Annotated in this window: 17 protein-coding genes; 7 read left to right on the top strand and 10 right to left on the bottom strand. The window is 38.1% G+C overall.

Annotation, left to right across the window (positions count from 1 at the left end; genetic code table 11):
- Positions 1–29: 29 nt before the first annotated feature.
- Both ACE1EF_RS00545 and cmk read right to left on the bottom strand, forming a co-directional pair.
- A complete protein-coding gene (locus ACE1EF_RS00545; RefSeq protein ID WP_375718643.1) occupies positions 30–914 on the bottom strand; it encodes a 4-hydroxy-3-methylbut-2-enyl diphosphate reductase in 885 nt (294 codons plus the stop codon).
- Positions 898–1,602 (bottom strand): (d)CMP kinase, encoded by a 705-nt coding sequence (cmk, locus tag ACE1EF_RS00540; protein ID WP_375718642.1) that lies wholly within the window; start codon positions 1,600–1,602, stop codon positions 898–900. Before cmk ends, ACE1EF_RS00545 begins: the two co-directional genes overlap by 17 nt.
- A 134-nt stretch (positions 1,603–1,736) precedes the next feature.
- Between cmk and ACE1EF_RS00535 the strand changes: the two genes are divergently transcribed.
- Positions 1,737–2,342, top strand: coding sequence for an L-threonylcarbamoyladenylate synthase (locus tag ACE1EF_RS00535; RefSeq protein ID WP_375718641.1), 606 nt, complete (start codon positions 1,737–1,739; stop codon positions 2,340–2,342).
- A 58-nt stretch (positions 2,343–2,400) separates the two neighbouring features.
- Here the strand turns inward: ACE1EF_RS00535 and smpB are convergent, their stop codons facing one another.
- A complete protein-coding gene (gene smpB, locus ACE1EF_RS00530; protein ID WP_375718640.1) occupies positions 2,401–2,859 on the bottom strand; it encodes an SsrA-binding protein SmpB in 459 nt (152 codons plus the stop codon).
- Positions 2,860–2,861: 2 nt separating this feature from the next.
- Positions 2,862–3,422: a Yip1 family protein gene (locus ACE1EF_RS00525; RefSeq protein WP_375718639.1), complete on the bottom strand. Its 561-nt coding sequence runs from the start codon at positions 3,420–3,422 to the stop codon at positions 2,862–2,864.
- A gap of 106 nt (positions 3,423–3,528) precedes the next feature.
- On the opposite strand from ACE1EF_RS00525, the gene miaA reads away from it, so the two are divergent.
- A complete protein-coding gene (gene miaA, locus ACE1EF_RS00520) occupies positions 3,529–4,467 on the top strand; it encodes a tRNA (adenosine(37)-N6)-dimethylallyltransferase MiaA (protein ID WP_375718638.1) in 939 nt (312 codons plus the stop codon).
- On the top strand, positions 4,454–4,675 hold the full coding sequence (locus ACE1EF_RS00515; protein ID WP_375718637.1) for a DUF3820 family protein: 222 nt from the start codon (positions 4,454–4,456) through the stop codon (positions 4,673–4,675). Before miaA ends, ACE1EF_RS00515 begins: the two co-directional genes overlap by 14 nt.
- Here the strand turns inward: ACE1EF_RS00515 and ACE1EF_RS00510 are convergent, their stop codons facing one another.
- Together ACE1EF_RS00510 and dnaB are read right to left on the bottom strand one after the other, a co-directional pair.
- Positions 4,676–5,356 (bottom strand): cell division ATP-binding protein FtsE, encoded by a 681-nt coding sequence (locus ACE1EF_RS00510; RefSeq protein WP_375718636.1) that lies wholly within the window; start codon positions 5,354–5,356, stop codon positions 4,676–4,678.
- Positions 5,357–5,395: 39 nt separating this feature from the next.
- A complete protein-coding gene (gene dnaB / locus ACE1EF_RS00505; RefSeq protein ID WP_375718635.1) occupies positions 5,396–6,925 on the bottom strand; it encodes a replicative DNA helicase in 1,530 nt (509 codons plus the stop codon).
- A gap of 264 nt (positions 6,926–7,189) precedes the next feature.
- Here dnaB and ispE point away from each other — a divergent pair, with 264 nt between their 5' ends.
- On the top strand, positions 7,190–7,996 hold the full coding sequence (gene ispE / locus ACE1EF_RS00500; RefSeq protein ID WP_375718634.1) for a 4-(cytidine 5'-diphospho)-2-C-methyl-D-erythritol kinase: 807 nt from the start codon (positions 7,190–7,192) through the stop codon (positions 7,994–7,996).
- On the opposite strand, the gene ACE1EF_RS00495 is transcribed toward ispE, so the two are convergent.
- From ACE1EF_RS00495 to ACE1EF_RS00480, 4 genes are all read right to left on the bottom strand, one after another.
- Positions 7,997–9,322 carry a sensor histidine kinase gene (locus tag ACE1EF_RS00495; RefSeq protein ID WP_375718633.1) on the bottom strand — a complete coding sequence of 442 codons (1,326 nt, stop codon included), beginning with the start codon at positions 9,320–9,322 and terminating at the stop codon, positions 7,997–7,999.
- A 155-nt stretch (positions 9,323–9,477) separates the two neighbouring features.
- On the bottom strand, positions 9,478–10,401 hold the full coding sequence (locus ACE1EF_RS00490) for a class I SAM-dependent methyltransferase (protein ID WP_375718632.1): 924 nt from the start codon (positions 10,399–10,401) through the stop codon (positions 9,478–9,480).
- Between the two features lie 698 nt (positions 10,402–11,099).
- Complete coding sequence (locus ACE1EF_RS00485) at positions 11,100–12,275, bottom strand: MFS transporter (RefSeq protein ID WP_375718631.1); 1,176 nt, start codon at positions 12,273–12,275, stop codon at positions 11,100–11,102.
- Positions 12,276–12,282: 7 nt separating this feature from the next.
- Positions 12,283–13,536 carry a DUF2130 domain-containing protein gene (locus ACE1EF_RS00480; protein ID WP_375718630.1) on the bottom strand — a complete coding sequence of 418 codons (1,254 nt, stop codon included), beginning with the start codon at positions 13,534–13,536 and terminating at the stop codon, positions 12,283–12,285.
- 104 nt (positions 13,537–13,640) lie between these two features.
- On the opposite strand from ACE1EF_RS00480, the gene ACE1EF_RS00475 reads away from it, so the two are divergent.
- From ACE1EF_RS00475 to ACE1EF_RS00465, 3 genes are all read left to right on the top strand, one after another.
- Positions 13,641–16,415: an alpha/beta hydrolase family protein gene (locus ACE1EF_RS00475; RefSeq protein WP_375718629.1), complete on the top strand. Its 2,775-nt coding sequence runs from the start codon at positions 13,641–13,643 to the stop codon at positions 16,413–16,415.
- A 48-nt stretch (positions 16,416–16,463) separates the two neighbouring features.
- Positions 16,464–17,207, top strand: coding sequence for a porin family protein (locus tag ACE1EF_RS00470; RefSeq protein WP_375718628.1), 744 nt, complete (start codon positions 16,464–16,466; stop codon positions 17,205–17,207).
- A gap of 109 nt (positions 17,208–17,316) precedes the next feature.
- Positions 17,317–17,991 carry a YggS family pyridoxal phosphate-dependent enzyme gene (locus ACE1EF_RS00465; protein WP_375718627.1) on the top strand — a complete coding sequence of 225 codons (675 nt, stop codon included), beginning with the start codon at positions 17,317–17,319 and terminating at the stop codon, positions 17,989–17,991.
- The last annotated feature ends 53 nt before the right edge of the window (positions 17,992–18,044 follow it).

Genomic DNA, 18,044 nt, shown 5'->3' with positions numbered 1-18,044 from the left:
TGAATTATTTCAACACAAAAATAATCAAATTACAGCGCTTTATATATATCCAGATGTTTCTTTACTTTTTCTGCCACCTCATCCATTAACCAGCGGGGCGTGGAAGTTGCACCACAGATTCCAATGTTATGCTTCCCCATCAGCCAGGTATAGTCCAGTTCATCGGCGGAAGATATAAAATAAGACTCAGCATTCGCCTGTTTACAGGCTTCATAAAGCATTTTACCATTTGAACTTTTTCTGCCACTTACAAATAAAACCAGATCGTTATGTTCTGCAAATTCCTTTATTCCCGGCACACGTCTGGAGACCTGTCTGCATATCGAATTATGCATTTCCAGAACACCGTTTTCACCCAGTCTGTCCAGTATTTCGTGTTCAATATCCAGCAGTCCTTCCTCCTGTTTTGTAGTTTGGGAATAGAGATATATCGGTTGATTGAAATTCAATCCGTTCAAATCATCTTCATTCTCCACCACTACAGCTTCGTTATTGGTTTGTCCTACCAGTCCGTTTACTTCAGCGTGTCCCTTTTTCCCGTAAATCACCACGAGTCCTTTCCCCTCCTGTGCGGAATGATATCCTTTTTTTACCCTTTTCTGAAGTTGAAGAACAACAGGACAGGTAGCATCAATAAGTGTTATGTTGTTTCTTTTAGCTGTCTCATAGGTAGAAGGCGGCTCTCCATGAGCACGCAACAAGACAGTAGCGTTTTGCAGTGTTTCAAAGGTTTGATAATCTATAGTTTTCAGTCCGAGCTTTTCAAGACGTTCAACCTCCATGCTGTTATGAACAATATCGCCCAGGCAGTAAAGTTCTTCTCCCCTGTTCAGTACATCCTCAGCCTTTTTTATGGCATTGACAACTCCAAAACAAAATCCCGACCCACCATCAATTTCAATTTTGTACGCCATCTGCTATTTTTTTTCTCGCTATAGAAAGAACCCTTTCCAGCTGTTGTCCCGGATTCAGAAAGCTGTTATCCAGTTCTATGGCATCCAGTGCTTTTCGTAACGGACTCTCTGCTCTGCTTGTATCGTATTGATCACGGTGATTAATATTTTCAACAATTTCCTTAATGCTGACTTCGTATCCTTTTGATTTCAATTCATCAAACCGTCTTTTAGCCCGGATTTCCGGTTTGGCCACCAGAAAAATCTTAAGTTCAGCTTTAGGAAAAACAACGGTGCCGATATCCCTTCCATCCATAACGATTCCCTTTTCTTTTCCAATCTGCCTCTGAAGATGCACCATGGCCTCTCTAACGTACTTCAGCGCACTCACCTGACTGACAAACCGGGAAACCTCCATTGAACGAATCTCCTTTTCAACATCTTTTCCGTTTAGAAGGGTAATATTTTCATTATGCAAGGGATCATACCGAAATCCAACCTGAATATCATGCATGGCAAATTTTAGACTTTCGGCATGTAAATTCCCGTCCTGTATGATATGATTATCAATGCAGTAAAGGGTAACGGCCCGGTACATTGCTCCGGAATCAACATACACATAACCTAATTCTTTTGCCAGATCTTTGGCAAGTGTGCTCTTGCCACAGGAAGAATATCCGTCAATTGCTATAATTATTTTTCTACTCACGATCATTAATTTGTAACAAATATAAAAAACTTTAAGCGCTCCTTTTTTCTGATTATGGAAATAGTTAAACAATTTTTATCCACAAAAGGCTTATAGTGGTGTTTTTATTCGTATTTTCACATAAAAGAACGGTTATGTTGTTGAAATTATACGAAAAAGACACAAACCCAAAGCAGGTTGAAGAAGTTGTGGAGATACTCCGGAATAACGGGGTTATCATCATTCCAACTGATACCATTTATGCCTTTTGCTGTTCTTTAAACAACCCTAGAGGGATAGATAAGATTCATCAGTTAAAGCAGAAAAATTCCTATAACCTTTCATTGCTTTGTTCCGATCTGAGCCAACTGTCGCAGTTCACCAAACCCATATCCAATCCGGTATTTAAGCTGATGCGTAATAACCTTCCGGGGCCTTTTACATTTATTCTTGAAGCGAATAATAATGTACCCAAACTGTTTCGCAGTAAGAAAAAAAGTATTGGTATCCGTGTTCCGGACAATAACATTGTTAAAGAAATTACAGCTTTACTTGGTGTCCCTCTCGTAGGCACATCCATACACTCTGACGATGCCGTTCTTGAATACATTACGGATCCTGAACTGATTCATGAAAAATACGGGAATATGGTAGATATGGTTATTGACGGTGGATTTGGCAGCAATATCCCTTCAACAGTTATTGACTGTACATTAGCTGAACCAGAAGTAGTTCGGGAAGGTGCCGGAGAAATTGCCTGAAAAACTGAATATTAAAGTTATATCCAGTATTATCTGAATTTAAATGCCTTAATCATCTTTAACGCTTCATAAAACGATCCATCTGGCGCTTATCATCTTTCTCCTTTAGGGTCTGCCGTTTATCGTATTCCTTTTTCCCTTTGGCAAGCGCAATCTGCAGTTTGGCATAGCCCTTTTCATTGATAAAAAGTCTGACCGGAATAATGGTCAATCCTGATTCCTTAATTTTCCGGTCGAGCTTACGCAGTTCCTTTTTCTGTAATAAAAGCTTACGGTCGCGTGTGGAGTTGTGATTGTTGTATGACCCATAAAAATACTCGGATATATTCATGGATTTAATCCATAATTCCCCATTGGCAAAATAACAGTAAGAATCCACAAGACTGGCCTTGCCATCTCTTATCGATTTTATTTCAGTTCCTGTCAGCACAAGACCGGCATTGAACTTTTCTATCAGTTCATAGTCAAACGCAGCCCGTTTGTTTTTGATATTAATGTTATTCTGTGTTTTATTCATATTCAGAACCCCGGCATTAATATACGTAACAAACTAAATACGGCATAGTTTCCGGCAATGATTACAAAGGAGCAAAATACCACAAAACTGGCTTTATCTTTTTCATTCACTTCAAATATAGGTGTTACACCTTCCCAGACAATGAATGCCGTGTATAAATTCAGTATTTTCAGAAAAAAAAGTTCAGGGATCAACTCTGTAATAAATTTTATGGCAAAAATCACTGCCGATGCATAAGCCACAAAACGAAATACCTTATTACGATCCTGTGAAAGGTTGAATTTAGGCATTAAAAAATATATGGCTCCCATGGAAACATAGATGCTTGAAAACAAACTCACAAAAACCAGTAAAGCCTTTTTAAGCGATTCCTCAACATTAAAACCTTCAAGGTAAATTGCAGTACCGATAAAGGCAGCAATTGCTGATAAAGCAATAAGCGGAAGCGCAAACTGATGCACAGCATTCAGTCCTGATAACTCCTCCTTATCGATTTCCTTCCATTCTGCCGAAGGTGAGATGATTAAATTTTTTAAGCGGTTAAATAAGGTTTTATAACTCATACAATGCGTTTATTGGCGCAAAATTAATCAATTTTATACATGGCCTGCAAATTAAATTGATCAGTTAACTAATATTACTTTTTTCTTTGTTATTTTGACCCGGAATATGAAAAACGATCCAAAATCGGCATATAATCTGCTTACAATTGTTGGTCCCACGGCTTCCGGTAAAACTGGGTTTGCCGTAGCATTGGCAAAGGCGTTTAACGGAGAGATCATCAGTGGCGACAGTCGTCAGCTTTACAGGGGAATGGACATCGGAACCGGTAAGGATCTGCAGGAATATACCGCTGAGGGAACTCCTGTTCCCTACCATCTGATTGATATAGTGGATGCAGGCTATAAGTATAATGTATACGAATACCAACGTGACTTTATAGCTGCATTTGAAGATATATCGCGCAGAAACAAACTTCCTCTGCTCTGCGGTGGCACAGGTCTCTATATCGAGGCTGTTCTGAAAGGTTATAAACTGGTCAATGTTCCTAAAAACACAGCTTTAAGACAAAAACTGGAACCTCACACCTTAACTGAACTTGAAGCAATTTTAAAAACATATAAAACACTGCACAACAGTACCGATACTGATACTAAAAGAAGAGCCATCAGGGCGATTGAAATAGCGGATTACTACAGGGAGCATGAAATTGACAATACGGAATACCCTGCTATCAGTCCGCTGATAATTGGTGTGTCTATCGACAGGGAGCTTCGAAGAAAAAAAATAAGTCACCGGTTGAAGTCACGTCTTGATGAAGGCATGATTGAAGAGGTAAAGACCCTGCTGGATAAGGGCATCTCACCCGAAGATTTAATCTATTACGGCCTGGAATATAAATTTGTAACCCAATACGTGACAGGTGAAATTTCGCGGGAAGACATGTACGCATCACTGGAGATTGCCATTCATCAGTTTGCCAAACGGCAAATGACATGGTTCAGAGGGATGGAACGACGGGGTTTTAAGATTCACTGGATAGATGTAACGATGCCACTTGAAGCAAGAATTGAAAAGGTTAAAGTACTTTTTAATGGAACTGTTTAATAAAGATCATTTAATAAAGCTGGCGAATACACGCATGCCATTCGGAAAATATAAAAACAGGTATTTGGTTGACCTTCCCGAACCTTACCTGGTCTGGTTCCGACAGAAAGGTTTTCCTGAAGGAAAGCTCGGGAATCTTTTAAAAGAAATGTATGAAATTAAAGTTAACGGCCTTGAAGAATTGATACGTCCCCTGATAAGACGATAATCAGTTGCTTTCCTCCACCAAAATACTTTCCTGAAAATTAATCACCCGTCCGGGAAAAACCTCCAGAAGGCTTGAATTATGCGTAGCCATAAGTATTGTGGTTCCTTCATCTCTGATCAGCTGTAAAATCTTCATTATCTGCGTAGATGTTTCAAAATCAAGATTTCCGGTTGGTTCATCAGCCAAAATCAGTTCCGGCTTATTCAGCAGTGCCCTGGCTATAGCAACACGCTGCTGCTCTCCTCCTGAAAGCTCATGGGGTTTTTTATAGCCTTTATTTTTCATTCCCACATGATCCAGAACCTCATTAATCCTGTTATCAATCATCTTTTTATCCTTCCAGTTTGTTGCTTTAAGAACAAATTCCAGATTTGCACTGACATTGCGGTCATATAACAACTGAAAATCCTGAAAAACAATGCCAATCTTTCTACGTAAAAAAGGAATTTCCCTGTTTTTAAGTTTTTGCAGGTCATAGCCAGCCACCTCACCTTCACCGCTGAGCAACGGAATATCGGCGTAAAGTGTACGCAGAAGACTGCTTTTGCCCGTTCCTGTTTTTCCCGTTAAATAGATGAACTCACCTTTTTTAACTTCCAGATTAACATCCCGCAATACGACCAGTTCCCTGTGACTGATCTCTGCGTCCTTGAGACGAATGACAACGGATTCGTTTTCCATAGAAAAAATTTTTCCGAAGATACTAAAAATTAAAGCGAATTAAAACGGACGGTCCTCACCACCTCCCGGCCTGTTAAAATCATTCGACTGTGAGCCGAAGTCCTCTTCATAACTGTTCATCTTGGAACTCAGCGTTATGGGTTCACCTGCTCCGGGATAATTCCCGGTGAAATCATCTTCAGGATCAATAAATTTGGCCAGCTCTTTCCTGAACCTGATCTGAACAGTACCTGTAGCACCATTTCGGTGTTTCGCAATGATCACCTCAGCAACCCCAATCAAATCATTTCCGTCAGGATCTTCTGTAATCCCATAATATTCAGGACGATGAATAAATAACACCATATCCGCATCCTGCTCAATAGCACCCGATTCACGCAGGTCTGATAACTGTGGTCGCTTACCTTCATAGCCGGTTCTGCCTTCCACGCCACGATTGAGCTGCGAAAGCGCAACGATTGGCACATTCAGTTCCTTCGCCAGTCCCTTCAGGGAACGGGAAATCAAACTTACCTCCTGCTCCCTGCTTCCCGGTTTCATATCTTTTGCATTCATCAACTGAAGGTAGTCAATAAAGATTGCCGAGATATTATGCTTTTGTTTTAGTCTTCGACATTTGGCCCTGAGTTCAAAAATGGATAAACCGGGGGTGTCATCTACGAAAATGGGAGAATCCTGCAGGTTTTTAATTTTATGATTCAAATGGTCCCACTCTTCATGACTCAGGCGACCATTTTTAATTTTCTCACCTTCAATTTCACATTCACTGGAAATAAGACGGTTTACCAACTGAACATTGCTCATTTCAAGGGAAAAAATGGCAATAGGTCTGTTAAAATCCAGGGCAATATTCCGGGTCATCGAAAGAATGAAGGCTGTTTTACCCATTGCTGGACGGGCTGCAAGAATAATCAAATCGGAATTCTGCCATCCTGAAGTTATTTTATCCAGTTTTCTGAAACCGGACGGCACACCACTCAACCCTTCTTTCTGTTTCGATGCTTCCTCGATGTTATGTATAGCTTCTTCAATAACCGGGTTAATTTGTGTCGTTTCATTTTTAACACCAACCTGCGAGATCTCAAAGATGCTGTTTTCTGCTGATTCCAGAAGCTCATCCACATCCAGACTCTCATCATAGGCATTATTCTGAATTTCTGTAGAAACGCGTATCAGCTCACGCTGAAGATATTTCTGTGCGATAATCCGGGCATGGTATTCAATATGTGCTGCAGAAGCTACCTTGGTCGTTAACTGGGAAATATATACAGGCCCACCTATTTCCTCAAGTAATCCTTTCTTTTTCAGCTGCTCAGTTACAGTGAGCAGGTCGATCGGTTCTTCCTTGGAAAAAAGATCAACAACAGCTGAATATATTTTCTGATGTGACTCTTTATAAAATGAATCTGACTTAAGTATATCACCAACAGCCGGATAAGCGCTTTTTTCGAGCATCAGTGCACCAAGTACCGCTTCTTCCAGTTCAATTGCCTGCGGCGGAAGTTTACCAAATTCATTTGCAGGGACTGTCGGTTTGTACTGAGCAGACCTCGTGTTTTTCTGAGCCATTATTATTCCTGTTTAAAAATGTGTGTTATGTTAAATTAGTAGGTTCCTCCAGGTAGAAACTGAGGTCAAATTTAGCAAACACATCGGATAAATCAGGATGGAAAGACGAGTTTGTTGATGACTTTTATATCGTACTTACAGTCAAAAAAATACAGTAAGGCTTTTTTGTTTATAAGTTGTGAAAAGTTTGCTGTCTTTTCGCCTTTTACCTTTGGATATCAGGTTATTCATTTTCTATGCTTATTTTTGCTTAAAACTGATCCAATGATCCTTTATCCAAATGCCAAAATCAATCTAGGGCTGAACATCATAAATAAACGACCCGATGGTTATCACAATTTAGAATCACTGTTCTATCCTGTTCCCCTCAGGGATAAACTTGAGATTGCTGTATCGGAAGAATTCAGCTTTAGTGAAACAGGGATCAAACTGGACTCAAAACCTGATGATAATCTGGTTCTTAAAGCCTATAATATTTTAAAGGCAAAATACAGCTTGTCACCGGTAAATATTCATTTGCATAAATCCATTCCATTTGGCGGAGGTCTCGGCGGAGGTTCGTCAGATGCATCTTTTTGTCTTTCCGGGCTTAATGAACTTTTCAAATTACATCTGAACGAACAGCAGCTCGCTGATCTTTCGGTATTGATTGGTGCCGATTGTCCTTTTTTTATTTATAACAAGCCTGCATTGGTAAGCGGGATTGGAGATATAATAAAACCAGTGGAATTTAGCCTGAAAGATTATTTTCTTGTTTTAGTAAAGCCCGCTGTAGGCATACCTACTCCTCTGGCTTATAAAAATGTAAAACCGTCAATGCCTGAACTATCCATCTCAGATATTATTCAGTTACCGGTGAGCGAATGGAAGCAGGTACTTAAGAATGATTTTGAGAATTCAGTATTTAAATCATTTCCTGAATTGATCAGACTAAAAGAAATCCTTTATGCAAACGGTGCACTATATGCATCTATGTCGGGAAGCGGATCGACATTTTACGGAATATTTGAACAGGAGGCGGATCTGAGAAATTGTTTTAATAACATGTTTTACTTTAACGGATGGCTATAATTACAGTGGCAGTGTAAAACAAAATGTGGTCCCTTTATTCTCTTCTGATTCGAACCAGATATCACCTTCAAGCAGCTTAAGTATTCCTTTACAAATGCTAAGTCCCAAACCTGCTCCTTCGTGGTAAATATCTTCCTCAACCTGACGGAAACGTTCAAAAATGATATGCTGCTTATCAGTTGGAATTCCTTTACCTGTATCTTTTACAAAAAATTCAAGGTAACCATAACCTTCTTTTGATCTGACCTTGTAACCAACCTCTATTCTCCCGTTTCGCGTGAATTTAAATGCGTTATTAATAAGGTTATCCAAAACCTGTTCCAGGCGTTGAATATCACTTCTTATCTGCAGGTCATCATTTTTCACAGGCGTATTGACGATAAACTCTACATCTCCATTCGTATTGTAAATGTCCAGATTCTGGTATTTCTGTGCGACATTCCTAAGAACTTCGTTAATATTAAATCTGGATTTGGTAACGCTCAATTGCCCGGCCTCTATTTTTGAAATATCAATAATATCGTTGATAATCCGCAATAAATTATTCCCCGAATTATTAATAAGACCCAAAAACTGTTTGACCTCTTCCTCATCAGCTTCTTCATCTTTCAGCAAGTGCGAAAATCCCAGGATTGCATTCAGCGGTGTTCTGATCTCGTGGCTCATATTGGCCAGAAAGGCTGACTTAAGCCGATCACTCTCTTCTGCTTTTTCCTTCGCCAGTTTATACTTTATATTTTCCTCTTCTATTTTTTTGTTGGATTGTTGTAACCTGTTCGATCCAATCACTGCCAAAACACCAGAACTTATAAGGAAGAAATTATTACCTAAAAACCATGTAAATTCCTCAGAATGCATACCATGGCTTAACAAATGTTGATCGAAAACAGCAATTGCATCATATGAAAACACAACAACGAAGAATACAATTGTAGAATAAATGAATGAAAACTTAAAAACAAATCCGGCCCACAAAAAAACCAATATTGACCCTGCATAATATCCCCAAAATGCATTTTCTCCTGGTTCTGAAGCTGCAATCATTGAAATAATACCAATCTGCCCAGCTAATAAAAGGACTAGTAATTTTTCATTTGTTCGATGCGTAAAACTTTTATGATAAGTATAAATCCAAACGAGAACTATGGCAGGTAAAATAATAACATATCTAATAAACCAGGCTGATTTATAATTAATTGGCATCATGAATGGATCGAGAATACCGAACAGACCGTAAATAAACAGTGCAGACAAAAGACCGATTCTTATATCCTTCAGATCGATGCCATTCATTATTCTGGGTTTCCTTTCTAATGATCCTGCCATTGCGAAATTTTAATTCCCAAATTTAAACAAAATTTAATAATACAGATAAAAAAAACACAAAAAAGTTAATTATAGGTTAATATTTAAAAGAAAAAGCTTGACTATTGTTAAATAATCAAGCTCAATTATCATTTAAAAAACTTATTCTAAATAGATTAGCACTTAATATGCATAAATAGATTAACATTCTCAGGTTCTCTACCAATGTTAACTTGTGTAAAATCGAATCCTGATTTCATAGCAAGAGTGACTAATTCCTCTTCAGTTCTGTGATGCAAAAACCATTCACCGAAGATTTCCATGTAATCACGACTTGGATTATTTCGCTCATTAAAGTTACCTATGATTATCTCGCCTCCTGGTTTAACAAAATCCTTAAAGCGTGATAAAACCATAATAAATGCCTTCTCGTTGAAGTAATCAAATAAACCGGCAGACCAAACAACATCAAACTTCTTTTCTGTTCTGTATCTTAATACATTTGCCTTGACAAATTCTATATTTTGGCAATAACCATTTACAAGATTGCTTGCATATTTAATTGCATTCTCATCAATTTCAACACAAGTTGTTGACAGTTGTTTTGGATTATCAATTTCCTGATAAAGCTCAAGTATATCACGGGCTGGCCCACTAGCAACATTAAGAAGTTCAATTTTATCAGAAGTTGTACTTAACTTATGTTTAAGTTTTGACTTAAAATATTTTTTACGATTTCTAACAGCCTTGGGAGCAGATTGTGCATGAAAATACTTATCCCAAACCTGATACTTACCTATTTCTGATTGATGATATGTGTATATTTTATCAATCATCAGATAATCACCTGCATAACCTTGAGGCTTTCTTAAACCATACCCTTGTATTGTATTCAGTAGAAAATCATCTCCAAATAATCTGCTTAAATATGCAAGATCAGATTTATCTAATTCATTATTTCTAAATGCATTTCCTATTCGGGAAATGAGCTTATCTATAAGTTTAAAATCAGCTTCAGTAATATTTTTTCTTGATACGGTCTCCACCTGTTCCATCAGCTGAGACTTTGTCACCGTTTGCGATAATACTTTTGCATCCATGGGGAGTTAGAATTGAGGGTTATATTTGTTAATAAAATGGTTCATGCTCATAATACATTTTTTGCAAGTGATTTTTACAACAGGATAGATTTCAAAGTGAAATACTATTGCAAGTTAAATCACCGTCTAATTACGTACAGTTTTATAAATCTGATCATAACATGTCCTGGGGTTTTCATTTATCAACGCGTTATGAACAAATACAAATATTGAAATATTTATTTAAAAAATGAAGTAATTTGCTAAAATAATTAACATATACTCTCTGTTTTATATCTACATAACGAATTCAAATTGAATATTTTGCAAACATTTCTTTTCTTATTTAGAATAAAAAAAGACACAAAACACTTAAATATTTTAACATTTTAACAAAAAATAAACCTCTCCTAAGGCATCATACAAATTTATTTAATTAACTGTATATTTGACACTTAATTCAATTTTATAATCAAAACAACACCACAGAACCTCTATGAATTAAGGCCTTCAAAAATTAAGGTTTTATGAAACCGTTTTCATTTTCACCAAATAAGAATTGATTTAAATAAAAATTTGAAGGCTCTAAATTTTTACTGTTTTTTTTTCAGAATTTTATGCATAAAAGTGTGATTTCACCCATTTTCAGCATAAAAATCTACTACGGATTACCATTTTTATATCATAACCTGTCATTTTCCGGACGTAAAACCCGGAAATTAATCCGCTGGTTTACCTTTTACAACCATGTACTTTATGAACAACAGCATAGTTAAAGCAAGTAAGGCGCTGACAGAAAACACATACATAAAACTGCCATTTATAAAAAACATCGCAGCAAAGACTGGCCCTATTGACTGTCCAATCCTCAGTACCATTCCATTAACCGACATAAATGCAGCTCTTTCGGATATGGGAGCTAAACCGACTAACATGGTTTGTACATTTGGGATAAAGCTACCATGTGCAAGGCCAAACAATATCGTAGCCAGGATAATGAACGGCCAGTTATCTGCAAATGCATACACTGAAAGGCTCAACGCATATAATACTGAACTCCCGAACAACATTTTATAGGATGTGAATTTTTCAACAATTTTAGAATACTGAGCAGAAGTGACAGCGGTTGTTATCGACATGAGGGACATAATTCCACCAATGGTTGCCGAACCAACTTCCAGTCTTTGCTTCAGCAATAAAGGTAAAAATGTGAGATAGGCTCCGTATAAAATTACAAAAGCCAGAATGTTTGTAATGAATAGCCCCCATACAATTTTTCGGTCAATTGTATCCCAAACCCTTGAAAGATAATCCTTAAATTTGACTTTTCCGTTTACAACAGGTACATGGAGCCTGAAATAAACAACGGCAATAAGAGGAATAATCAAACCGGGAATATAAAAAATTGTACGCCAGTCAAAGACTGCCAGTACCCCGCCGATTGCGGGAAAAGATGCAGTACCAATACTCAGGACGCTTGCATTAAGCCCCATAGCGTCTCCCCGTTTTTTGCCATCAAACAGATCGCCGATTAAAGTTACATTAAGTGAACCCAGTGCAGATGCCCCCACACCCTGGATAAAACGCATTATCAGCAACATATGATAAGATTCCTGAAAGGCGCAAAGCACACCCCCAATTCCAAATAAGGCCATCGATGGGATCAGAATTGTTTTACGCCCAAACCGGTCTGCAAGAATTCCCGTAACAGGTGTTAAAGCGATGCCTGGAACCGTAAAAACGGTAATCAGATAGCCAATCTGTTTTTCACTTAATCCGAAGTGATCAATAATAGCGGGAAAGGCAGGAGCTAAACTTGCAACACCTGAAACTGCAAACAGGGTAATACCAAAAATTATATAGAGTCTGGAGTCGTTTAATACAGTCTTGTTCATATCTGATCTATTCTTCATCCGGCATTTCAAGGGCCTGTACCGGTGCAATAGCATTACCGGCAATACCTCTCACCGAATGATACATGTGATTCGTATTTAAAAGAACTTTCTGAATCTGTTTTTCCCGTCTTTTCCATGCACCTTCCATGGCCCGGCGTTCTCTGTCCAGATCATTCTGCATTTCAGTAAAACCCTCTACAATGGCTTCAATCTGCAAACGAAATTCATTGCTTGTGAGGTAATCATACAGCATCACCATTTTATCACCCTTGTTTTCCTGAGATGCAACAGCCTGACTAAGTTGCACAAGCGATTCCCTTAGTACTGCACATAGTCCCTTAAATTCTATGTAATTACAGATCCATATCCCGTCTTTTAATCCCATCCGATCCATATCTTTCGGCATAGCTTCAGTCACAATAACACCAATATTGGCATTCATATCGCGCATATCGTTTCTGAATTTTTCTATCCATGCCGGCTGAAAGTCCTTGGTACGCTTACTTTCGTAATAGATCACACCACAGTTCTGATGTGTTCTTGTATTTACAATCTGCTTACAATCTGCACCTCTTACACCTTTACGAACTTCTTCGATGCTATCCAGGGGAAATTGTTCCCTTAAGAACTCCTCTATCGCCAGTTCCTGAACCTCGCCCTGCATTTGCATTGATCCCTGTTCAGCTTTCCGTTTCATTTCATCAACCTGTTCTTTCAACTGATTGATCAGTGTATCTTTTTCTCTCAAACGAAGTTCACTTTTTTCAACAGCCATTTTTTCCAGCCGTTCCCTTTCCTTGGCTACTTCTTCATTTATTTTCTTTTGTGCTTCAGCTTCAATCACATCTTTAAGCTCTTCTTTTTCACGTTTGAGACGCTCTATTTCAGCCTGTTTTTTATTTAGCTCCTTTACTTTCTCACTTTTTTCAAGCAACTCTTTTCGCATGGATTCCAACACCTCTTCCTGTTCTTCCTTCAATGACTTTCGGAGTTCAGACTCGAGCTTTTCTTTTTCATTTCTGAGTTTGATTTTAACATCTTCTTCAACCTTTTTCTCTAACCCCTCCTTCTGTTCTTCAATCAACTTCCGCTCGTTTTCAATATCGTCCTGCAATTTTTTAAATTTCCTGCGCTCTTCACTCAGATAATTCTGATATCTGTGTTTGAAATCCTCTTCCATCTGCTGATACAGGATAGCATTCACATCAATAGCATAACCACAATTAGGACATGAAACCTGGTTTTCACTCTTTTTATCCATCTATGTTTTCTTTAAAAATCAAAGATAAAGGAAGACAATGATAAAACCAACCCGATATTTTGCATGATTTTTGTACTTTAGTGCCTCAATAAACACACTATCAAATGAAAAAGCTCTTCTTGTTTATTTTCGCATTGATTCCATTTATCATTTTTGCTCAAAAAAGACCGGTTGAAATTTCAGATTTCAATGACTGGAATTCAATAACGGAAGTCAAACTTTCACAAACAGGAAATAAGATTTCCTATAAACTTAAACCTGGTAAAGGCGATGCACAAACCATTGTATACGATATTGAAAAATCCGAAAACGACACGTTTTTATTATCTTCGGGATTAAGATTCAGCCATTCAGCCGACCTGATCGCTTTTAAAATTGAACCCAGCCTTCAAACGCAACGCGATGCCAAAAAAGAAGACCTGCCGAAAAACAAGCAACCCAAAGATTCACTTGGAATATTCCTGTATGCTAAAGACACGTTAATTAAATTTCCCAGGGTTAAGTTATTTGATATTCCCGAAGACAATGGAACCTGGGTGGCTTTTACGACTGAAGAAAAGTACTTACCCCCCAAAGACACCACACAGGCAGATTCGGTAAAAATAAAAAAAAACAAATTATCTAAAGGAGGGGATAATATGGTCATATTTAACGGATCGACCCTGGATACAATATTAATACGTAATGTCACCGGTTTTAAATGGTCAAAAAACGGTAATATTCTTACATATGCCGTCAAAAAAGAAGACTCCGTTACCATGTCATATGTCAATTATTTTAATACCGGGACAATGGAGCAGAATAACATTTATACTGTAGAAGGTGAAGTGAGTAAACTCACAACGGATGATGAGGGCACACAATTGGCCTGGCTAAGCTCCACAGATACCTTAAAAACCAAAATATGGCAACTGGATATGTTCAACCTAAAAAGCAACCGTTTAATTCCGGTTGCTGATACATTAACCAAATCCTTCCCCGAAGATTGGGCGCCATCGGAACACAGCAATCTTAATTTTTCAGAAAGTGGCAGAAGGTTATATTTCGGTTCAGCACCAAAACCGCAACAGGACCCAAAAGATACTTTGCTTAGTGGTGAAAAGGTCAGCGTGGATGTCTGGTCATGGACAGACCTGGAACTTCAGCCCAGACAAAAGATAAATCTGCAGCGTGAAAAAAACAGAAGTTATACTGCTGTGTATCATATTAAAGAGAAAAAAGTTGTACAGCTTGCTAACAAAGAGCTTAAATACATTAGATACAGTACTAAAAAAGACAAAAAATATGCACTTGTTTATACTCCTGATCCTTACCTGAGAGCAAGCAACTGGACTGCAAAGTTTCTGAATGATTATTACCTGGTTGATATGTTAAATGGCCGGAAACAACCATTGATAAAAGGAGTAAACAGCGTTAATATTTCACCCGATGAAAACTTTGCGGTTTACTTTCAACCATCGGACAGCAATTACTATGTTACAGATATTAAAAAAGGCAGCTCACAGGTACTAAATACAGGAATTCCCACCATGCTGGTAAATGAAGAGAATGACATCCCTGATGATCCCGGCAATTATGGCATCGGAGGATGGAGTAAAAACGATGATAAGGTTTATATATATGATCGCTACGATATATGGGAAGTTGATCCTAAAGGGAAGTCAGCACCCGTTAACCTTACCAAAGGCAGACAATCAAGAACACGGTACAGATTTATAGACCTGGAAAAAGATCAGGAGTATATTGATCCTGTAAAACTTCAGCTTCTGAATGTTTTTAATGAAAAAACGAAAGATGCCGGTTTTGCAAACCTCGACCTGCAAAGATATGAGGGACCTGAAGATCTGGTTTATAACGCAAAATACTATAGCAATCCTGCAAAAGCTGATGAATCGGAAATAATGTATTACACACAACAGGACTGCAACGAATACCCCGATCTTTGGATATGCAACAGAAACATGACTGTAAATCAAAAAATTTCTGATGCCAATCTACAAAAGGATACGTTTATCTGGAACACTGTTGAATTGGTTAAATGGCGCTCATTTAACGGAGATGAGCTTGAGGGCCTGCTTTATAAACCTGAAAACTTTGATCCGGAAAAGAAATACCCAATGATGGTATATTTTTATGAGCGAAATGCAGATAACCTTAACCGCTTCAACTCGATATATCCAAGTTATTCAACCATAAACAAGACATTGTACACCAGCAATGGCTACCTTGTTTTTGTTCCGGACATTAAATATCGTATTGGTTATCCGGGACAAAGTGCCTACGAGTGTATTGTAAGCGGTGTGGAATGCCTGCTTGACCGTTACAGCTGGGTTGATGCAGACCATATGGCACTTCAGGGGCAAAGCTGGGGAGGATATCAGACAGCTTATCTGGTGACCCAAACCAATATGTTCGCCGCGGCAATGGCCGGAGCGCCTGTCAGCAATATGACCAGTGCTTACGGCGGAATCAGATGGGGTTCCGGTATGAGCCGGATGTTCCAGTATGAGCATACACAAAGCCGTATTGGAGGATCCCTTTGGGATAAACCGTTACTGTATATTGAAAATTCTCCGCTTTTTTATGCGAATAAGGTTAAAACTCCGTTACTAATAATGCATAACGATAATGATGGTGCGGTTCCCTGGTACCAGGGAATAGAATATTTTGTGGCATTACGACGGCTGGATAAACCGGTATGGATGCTGACATATAATAATGAACCGCATAATTTAAAACCTTCAAGCTGGGGTAACCGAATGGACTTATCAACAAGAATGAAACAGTTTTTTGATCATTATCTTAAAGATGAACCGGCACCGGACTGGATGGTACATGGTGTAAAGGCAGTTGACAAAGATTTAACAAAAGGGTTTTAATTATAATCATAATTTAATAATATTGCACAAAATAACAGAAAGTCAGTCATGAGAAGAATAACAACAACAGGAGTACTACTTGTTTTTCTATTGGGAAGTATGATTGCTCAGTCACCTCTGGATCTGGGCATTAAGGGCGGAATCACATCATCGACATTTACCATTGACAAGGTTCAGAATATTTATTATGGTTCCGAAAAACTATCATACAGTGGCAGCGAATTTATTCAGGATGCTTCGAATGGATTAAGCATAGGCTTATTCGCACGCCTTAAGCTTAAAAGACTTTTTCTGCAACCGGAAGCTAATTTTGTGGTCAGAAACGGTAAAATGAATCTTGATGTCGTAGACACAGAAGTCAATACTGAAAGCGGAAATGCTGCTGTATTAACTGAGGTAACACAGGGTATTCAATTGTCAACGCTGGACATTCCGGTTTTATTTGGGATCAAAGCACTGGATTTAAAAGTATTGAAACTGAATATATTCACGGGGCCATCCGCTTCAATTCTGTTAAACGAAAAAATAGATCTGACTCCAAAATTTAATGTATCCTCTGATCAAACAGTTGAATCCAGAGGCATTTCCATCAATAAGCCTTTTGAAGATGGATTCGATCTGTCAAAAGAACTGGAAACAGCCAACTGGAACTGGCAGGTAGGTGCCAGTCTTGATATTGCAAGCTTTTATGTGGACGTGAGATATGAATATGGATTAAACGATATTTCAAAACTCGATTTTGAACAGAAAACAAATATGCTGATGTTCTCGGTCGGTTTTAAATTCTTTTAGATAAAAGCCTCTTCGGAGGCTTTTTTTATTTTGTATTGTCTGGCATTAGCTTATCAATTTTCTGTTTTTTCCCTTTAGGTTTTCTATTTTTGTGTAAATTTATATTTGTATGCAGGTTGCTGAAAACATTAAAACCATAACATCCAGGCTACCGGATTATGTTACACTGGTGGCGGTTTCCAAAACAAAACCCGAGAGCATGATTATGGATGCCTATCAGGCAGGGCATCTTGATTTTGGGGAAAATAAAGTTCAGGATCTTGCCGAAAAATATGAACATCTGCCCAAAGACATCCGCTGGCATTTTATCGGACATCTTCAGACAAATAAGGTAAAATATATTGCACCTTTTATTCATCTTATACATGGCGTAGACAGTTTAAAACTTTTACGAACCATTGATAAGGAAGGTGAAAAAAATAAGCGGGTTATCAGCTGCCTATTACAGTTAAAAATAGCTGAAGAAGAGAGCAAGTTCGGACTTTCCAAAGGGGATATTACAGCACTGCTGGCTTCTGAAGAATTTCGTTCTTTTCAAAACCTTAATATCACAGGTTTGATGGGTATGGCATCATATGTTGAAGATGAAAACCAGATCAACCGTGAATTTGCAACATTAAAGTCATTTTTTTCTGAATTAAAAGAAACAGTTTTAAGTAATGATCCTGGTTTTAAGTTTCTTTCAATGGGGATGTCAGGTGATTACGAACTGGCCATAAAAAATGGCAGTAATATGGTCCGTATCGGCAGTTCCATTTTCGGCGAACGACATTATAACAAATGATATTTGGTACACAGGCAAGATTAGTTATATTTGCTTTATAAAATACATTATAT

The sequence above is a fragment of the Quyinboa sediminis genome, from assembly GCF_042219855.1.
Classification (GTDB): Bacteria; Bacteroidota; Bacteroidia; order Bacteroidales; family UBA5342; genus JBHJHP01.
Note: the sequence above shows the minus strand (reverse complement) of the source record. Positions and strands in the feature narration are given on the sequence as shown.